General features: G+C 71.9%; 7 protein-coding genes. 4 read left to right on the top strand and 3 right to left on the bottom strand.

What is annotated here, in order from left to right:
* Positions 1–328: 328 nt before the first annotated feature.
* On the top strand, positions 329–1,120 hold the full coding sequence (locus CCN35_RS20100; protein WP_067391190.1) for an RNA polymerase sigma factor SigF: 792 nt from the start codon (positions 329–331) through the stop codon (positions 1,118–1,120).
* 112 nt (positions 1,121–1,232) lie between these two features.
* Here the strand turns inward: CCN35_RS20100 and CCN35_RS20095 are convergent, their stop codons facing one another.
* A complete protein-coding gene (locus tag CCN35_RS20095) occupies positions 1,233–1,568 on the bottom strand; it encodes an ANTAR domain-containing protein (RefSeq protein WP_236560563.1) in 336 nt (111 codons plus the stop codon).
* 189 nt (positions 1,569–1,757) lie between these two features.
* Between CCN35_RS20095 and CCN35_RS20090 the strand changes: the two genes are divergently transcribed.
* Positions 1,758–2,561, top strand: coding sequence for a VOC family protein (locus tag CCN35_RS20090; RefSeq protein ID WP_067390807.1), 804 nt, complete (start codon positions 1,758–1,760; stop codon positions 2,559–2,561).
* A gap of 59 nt (positions 2,562–2,620) precedes the next feature.
* Here the strand turns inward: CCN35_RS20090 and glgX are convergent, their stop codons facing one another.
* On the bottom strand, positions 2,621–4,744 hold the full coding sequence (glgX, locus tag CCN35_RS20085) for a glycogen debranching protein GlgX (RefSeq protein ID WP_245863295.1): 2,124 nt from the start codon (positions 4,742–4,744) through the stop codon (positions 2,621–2,623).
* Positions 4,745–4,770: 26 nt separating this feature from the next.
* Positions 4,771–5,283 carry a pep a2 gene (locus CCN35_RS20080; RefSeq protein ID WP_067400721.1) on the bottom strand — a complete coding sequence of 171 codons (513 nt, stop codon included), beginning with the start codon at positions 5,281–5,283 and terminating at the stop codon, positions 4,771–4,773.
* Positions 5,284–5,586: 303 nt separating this feature from the next.
* On the opposite strand from CCN35_RS20080, the gene CCN35_RS20075 reads away from it, so the two are divergent.
* Together CCN35_RS20075 and CCN35_RS20070 are read left to right on the top strand one after the other, a co-directional pair.
* Positions 5,587–5,886: a DUF5133 domain-containing protein gene (locus tag CCN35_RS20075; protein WP_067400725.1), complete on the top strand. Its 300-nt coding sequence runs from the start codon at positions 5,587–5,589 to the stop codon at positions 5,884–5,886.
* A 68-nt stretch (positions 5,887–5,954) separates the two neighbouring features.
* On the top strand, positions 5,955–6,479 hold a 525-nt coding region (locus tag CCN35_RS20070; RefSeq protein ID WP_143631683.1), incomplete at its 3' end, for a maltotransferase domain-containing protein.

Here is a 6,479-nt window from a genome sequence, read left to right as displayed (position 1 = left end):
GGCCCCTCCCCGGGCCGGGCCCCGGTGTCCGGCCCGGGGAGGGGCCGGGAGCAGCACGCATACACCGTGGAAATGCTCGGTATTTCCTCCGGTGGCACTTCTCCGGCCACTGGTCGAGAATTAAAAATCGTGCGGTCGCATGACGTCATCGCATTCCCGGGACATTTTTTCCAGGTCGCCGACTTCGGGAATCCGCATTCCAGTGCTTCGGACAGGAGGCACGCCCCCGGGAGCCGGTGTGCCGGACCTCGTATCCGCCCTTGCCGGTCCGAGCACGCTCCTCCCGCAGTGTCCGTCCATCCAGCACCTGCTGAGGGAGGCGCAGCGCATGCGTACCACCGGCAGAACAAAATCCCACCCCCATGACGACGCTCCGGACACCGCGCAGGCGTTCGAACGGCTCGCCCGTATGCCGGACGGTCCCGAGCGCAAGACGCTGCGGGACGAACTGGTCCAGATGTGGCTGCCGATGGCCGAGCGGATCGCCGTACGGTTCCGCGGACGCGGCGAGGCCCTGGAGGACCTGTACCAGGTGGCCGCACTCGGCCTGGTCAAGGCCGTCGACCACTACGACCCGGGACGCGGATACGCGTTCGAGGCCTATGCCGTACCGACGATCACCGGGGAGATCAAACGGCACTTCCGCGACCACATGTGGACGCTGCATGTGCCGCGCCGGGTGCAGGACCTGCGCAACCGGGTGCGGCGCGCCACGAAGGAGCTGGCGCAGACCACGCCGGGCCGGGCGCCGACCGTCGCCGAGATCGCCGAGCACGCCCATCTGAGCGTGAGCGACGTGCGCACCGGGATGGAGGCCCTGGACTGCTTCGCGGCGCTGTCGCTGGAGGCGGAGGTCCCGGGCACGGACGGGTACGCGCTCGGCGACGGCCTGGGCGAGGCCGACGCCCGCTACGACCTGGTCGTGGACCGGGTGGCCGTCAGGCCCTGTCTGGAGGCGCTGCCCGAGCGTGAACGCACCATCCTCTACCTGAGGTTCTTCCGTGGGATGACACAGAGCCGGATCGCGCAGCAGCTCGGCATCTCGCAGATGCACGTCTCGCGGCTGCTCAGCGGCTGCTTCGCCCAGCTGCGCGAGGAGCTGCTCACGGAGACCGGCTGAGCGCGCGGACCGGCCGCGCGGACCGGCCGGGCCCGGCGGCGGTGTCCGCCCGGTGCGGCCCCGCGCGCGGGCGGACGCCGTGCGGGCCTCCGCCCGCTCCCGCGGCGTCCGCTCACTCCTGCGGCGTTCCCGGGATCTGGGTGGGACCGCACCGGCCGAGGGCCTTCTCCAGCTCCGCCCGGATCTCCTCGGGCATCTCCCCGGTGCCCCCTCCCCAGGCCAGGACCAGCTCGGCGACGTGGCGGAGCTTGGTGTTGGTGTGCTGCGAGACCTCCTTCAGCACCGTCCATCCCTGCTCCGGTGTGATCCGGCCCAACGCGACCACCATGCCGATCGCCTGGTCCACGACAGCGTGGGAGGTCACGGCTTCCTTCAGCTGCTCGACCTCCTTCTGGAGCTCGCGCAGCCGGTCCGCCGCGTCGCCGGAGTCGTGCGATGCGCGTTCCACGCAGTCCATCGTCGTCACTCGGGCGGGCCTTTGCCAGTGGACCCGGTCGTCCGCCCGGGGTGACCGCCGCTCGTGCCGTTTCGGCGGCGACGCGCGGACACTCGGCAGGCGCCTCCCCGCTGCCGGCCGGAGACTGGTGTAGGACCGGTGGACACCGGTGCACACCGGTCGACGAGACCAGGACATGCCATGAATCACGACAGCACATCTGCCAGCTCCAGCCCCGATGTCGTCTCCACGCATTCGGTGTGCGGCGCACCGTGCTGGGTGAGCCTGATCAGCCGCGACGTGGAGGCCTCGGGAAACTTCTACGGGGCGGTGCTGGGCTGGGAGTGGCGTCCGGCCCGGTGCGGGGACCACTTCCGCATCGCCCTCGCGGACGGGACACCGGTCGCGGGGATCGGAGCGGCGGCGTCCCTGGGGCAGACGGCGGTGGCCTGGACTCCGTACTTCGCCGTGCCCAGCGCGGACGAGGCGGTCTCACGGGCGCAGGAACGCGGCGGTACGGCGGCGGTCGGGCCGATCTCCTTTCCACCGGGGCGGGCCGCGCTGCTCGCCGACCGGGACGGCGCGACCTTCGGCATCTGGGAGGGGGAGCTCTTCACCGACTGGGAGGCCTGGCGCAAGGCCGCGCCGGCCTTCATCCGGCTGCACACCCGTGACGCCTTCGACGCCGCGATCTTCTACGGCGAGGTCCTGGACTGGGCCTCGGAGCAGCCCGGCTGCTGCGAGGTCCGCTACGAGGGCGAGGAGGTCGTGCTGCGCAGCCACGGCGAGGTCGTGGCGCGCATCGAGTCCGGTGCGCTGGAGGCCGCCCCCGATCCCACGATCCGCCCGCACTGGCAGATCCACTTCCGGGTCGCCGACGTCGCCGCCTGCGTCCGGGCCGCCGAGGCCCACGGCGGCAGCGTCCTGCGCGAGAGCCGCCACGAGGCCGTGCTCCGCGACCCGGACGGCGCCCAGTTCACGGTGACCTCGCGCCGCGAGGCCTGAACGCGCCGGCACCCCGGCGGCACACGGACCGGTGTGCGGGCCGGGGCGGACCGGGGGCGTCAGCGGGCGGTTCTCGGGGGACGGGTCAGCAGGACCAGGCTGCGGGAGGCGACACGGAGGACGTCTCCCGGTTTGTACTCCGGCTCGTCCGAGAGCCCCGTGGGCTCGGTCGTGTCGAGCAGGCAGGTCCAGCGCTCGCCGTAGACGGGGCCGGGCAGGCGGAAGCCGACCGGCTCCCAGTAGCCGTTGAGCAGCAGGAGGAAGGAGTCGTCCACCACGGGGCGGCCCTGCCCGTCGGGCTCGGCGATGGCGTCGCCGTTGAGGAAGACCGCCACGGAGTGCGCGTCGGAGCGCTGCCAGTCCTCCTCGCTCATCTCACGGCCGTCCGGCAGCAGCCACACCAGGTCGGGCAGCGGCTGGTCGTCCCGGGTCGCCGTCCCGCCCTGGAAGAAGCGGCGGCGGCGCAGCACCGGGTGGGCGGCGCGCAGACCGATCACGTACCGCGTGAAGTCCATCAGCTCCCGCTGCTCGTCCGTCAGCCGCCAGTCGATCCAGGAGACTTCGTTGTCCTGGCAGTAGGCGTTGTTGTTGCCCCGCTGGGTGCGGCCCAGTTCGTCGCCGTGGCCGAGCATGGGCACGCCCTGGGACAGCATCAGCGTCGCGATGAAGTTGCGCGTCTGCCGGGCCCGCAGCCCGAGCACCTCGGGGTCGTCGGTCTCGCCCTCCACCCCGCAGTTCCAGGAGCGGTTGTCGTCGGTGCCGTCCCGGTTGTCCTCGCCGTTGGCCTCGTTGTGCTTCTCGTTGTACGACACCAGGTCGCGCAGGGTGAAACCGTCGTGCGCGGTCACGAAGTTGATGCTGGCGCGCGGCCGGCGCCCGTGGTGGGCGTACAGGTCCGGGGAGCCGGTCAGCCGGGAGGCGAACTCGCCCAGGGTGTGCTCCTCGCCGCGCCAGAAGTCCCGTACGGCGTCCCGGTACTTGCCGTTCCACTCCGACCACAGCGGCGGGAAGTTCCCCACCTGGTAGCCGCCCTCGCCCAGGTCCCAGGGCTCGGCGATCAGCTTCACCTGGGAGACCACCGGGTCCTGCTGGATCAGGTCGAAGAACGACGACAGCCGGTCCACCTCGTGGAACTGCCGTGCCAGCGTGGCCGCGAGGTCGAAGCGGAAGCCGTCGACGTGCATCTCGGTGACCCAGTACCGCAGCGAGTCCATGATCAGCTGGAGCACGTACGGATGCCGCATCAGCAGGCTGTTGCCGGTGCCGGTGGTGTCGTAGTAGTGCGCCCAGTCGCCGTCGACCAGCCGGTAGTACGAGGCGTTGTCGATGCCCCGGAAGGACAGCGTCGGCCCCTTCTCGTTGCCCTCGGCGGTGTGGTTGTAGACCACGTCGAGGATCACCTCGAGGCCGGCCGCGTGCAGCGCCTTGACCATCGACTTGAACTCGGTGACCTGCTGCCCCCGTGTGCCGTGGGCGGCGTACTCGTGGTGCGGGGCGAAGAAACCGATGGTGTTGTAGCCCCAGTAGTTGGAAAGGCCCCGCCCCTGCAGCACGCCGTCGTGCACGAACTGGTGGACCGGCATCAGCTCGACCGCCGTCACGCCCAGCGAGGTCAGATGCTCGATCACCGCGGGGTGCGCCAGTCCGGCGTACGTCCCCCGCAGCTCGCGCGGCACGTCCGGGTGCGTACGGGTCAGTCCGCGCACATGCGCCTCGTAGATCACGGTGTCGGAGTACTCCCGCCGCGGCGGGCGGTCGTCGCCCCAGTCGAAGGCCGGGTCGGTCACCACGCCCAGCATGGTGTGCCCGGCGCTGTCGGCGGGGTCCGGGCCGCGCGGGGCGCGTTCGTAGAGCGAGGGGTGGTTGTCGACCCGCCCGTCCATCGCCCTGGCGTAGGGGTCCAGGAGCAGTTTCCTCGGGTTGCAGCGGTGGCCGGCCGCCGGGTCCCAGGGGCCGTGCACCCGGTAGCCGTAGCGCTGCCCCGGCCCGACACCGGGCAGATAGCCGTGCCACACGAAGCCGTCGACCTCGGTGAGCGGGATCTCGTGACGGGTTCCGTCGTCGTCCACCAGGACCAGCTCCACGCGCTCGGCCACCTCGCTGAACAGCGCGAAGTTGGTGCCCTTCCCGTCGTACACGGCGCCCAGCGGGTAGGGGTGCCCCCGCCACACGGGCGGGGACACCCTCTTCCTCCGGCGCGTCCGCCCGGTCACCGGGCCTCCTCCGGGGCGGCCCGGTCCTCGCGCGCCGGGGAGGCCAGCGCGGCGACCGGAAGCGCGCGGGGCGTCTGCAGCCGCTCGCGCAGGGCCGGTTCGGGAGCCTTCGGGACCAGCGGGGCGCGCACCCCGGCACGGGCCCGCTGCGAGAACCAGATGACCTTGCTGCCGGTCCGGGAGGCACAGCAGCCCCAGCCGTCGCTCGTCGCCGCGATACGGGCCAGGCAGCCGCGCAGGTCCTGGTCGGGGCGCAGGTCCTGGTTGTTCTCCCCCACCGCGGTGATCAGGTGCTGACCGGTCCACCACATCTCGATGGAGACGCGCTTGTCGGTGGCGTGCTCGTCGATGGCCCTCAGCAGCATCTCGGCGCCGCCGCACACGGGGTCGACGAGGTCCTCCAGACCCCAGAACCGGAGGTGGGCGGCCAGGATGCGCCTGACCTGCCCGGCCCGCTCCGGGCTGACGTCCACGTCGAGGTGGTAGTAGCAGGGCACTGCGGTCTTCATCGTCGTTGACTCCTCACCGGCCGGGCTCGCGCTCCCTCCCCGTCCCTGGGACCGGACCCCGGTCACGGAGCGTGAGCACATCTTGCCTCTGAGTGGGACCCACACTGAGCGCGCTACGCCATTGGTGCAACACGAGCAGGTCAGCGGGCTTGTTGAAGCGCCAACAGGACGCTGAGTCGTTGAACATGCACCATGAGTGAAAGTCTCGAGCGCCGTGAACGGGGCCGTGCTCACATGTGCACGGCCACCGCCCCGGCTGTCGGGGGACCGTGCCCATCGAACGCATCCGAAAGGTGACGGCGCATGCTGCTACCCGCCAAAACCGAAGTCGCCCGGCATCTGCGGCGCTATCGGATGTGGGAACGCGCGATGCTCGCGCGGCCCGACGACCGCGGAGTGCGGTCCACCTTCGAGGACTCGGGCTACACCCTGTGCGTGCTGATGGGGAAGCGGTGTGCGCGGGAGGCCGCGGATGCCGCCGAGCGCTATCTGCGCACCCCTCTCGTCACCTATCTGCGGGAACAGAGCGGCCGGCCGCGCCGCAGCGCCGTCCGCCGGGGCCCGCCGCCGGCGACGGAGCACCACACCCGCGCCGGACGGTAGGGCCCTCCGGCGAGAACCAGGACCCCGGCCGGGCAGCAGCCCGGCCCCGAGCACAGTGGCGGTGACAGGTGACACCCACACGTCCGACCCCGAAACCGGCCCCGTCCGTCGGCCGGATCCCCGTGCGGGACGTCCGGCCGGCCGTGGAGTGCGGCAGACGGCCGGCCAAGGCCGTCGAGGGGGAGACCTTCATGGTCACCGCCACCGTCTTCCGGGAGGGCCACGAGGCGGTCGGCGCGAACGTGGTCCTGCGCGACCCGGAGGGCCGCCCGGGCCCCTGGACGCCGATGCGCGAACTGGCCCCCGGCACCGACCGCTGGGGCGCCGAGGTGACACCGGGGTCGACCGGCCTGTGGACGTACACGGTCGAGGCCTGGGGCGACCCGGTCACCACCTGGCGCCGTGCCGCCGCCGTCAAGGTCCCGGACGGCATCGACGCCGGGCTGATGCTGGAGGAGGGCGCCGAGCTCTACACCCGAGCGGCGGCCGGAGTGCCCGAGGGACCGCAGCGCGACCTCGTGCTCGCCGCCGCCGAAACGCTGCGCGACGACTCCCTGCCGGTCATGACGCGTCTGGCGGGGGCGTTGACGCCG

Source organism: Streptomyces thermovulgaris (assembly GCF_002155915.1).
GTDB classification, from domain to species: domain Bacteria; phylum Actinomycetota; class Actinomycetes; order Streptomycetales; family Streptomycetaceae; genus Streptomyces; species Streptomyces thermovulgaris.
This window is presented reverse-complemented; position numbering and strand designations above follow the sequence as displayed.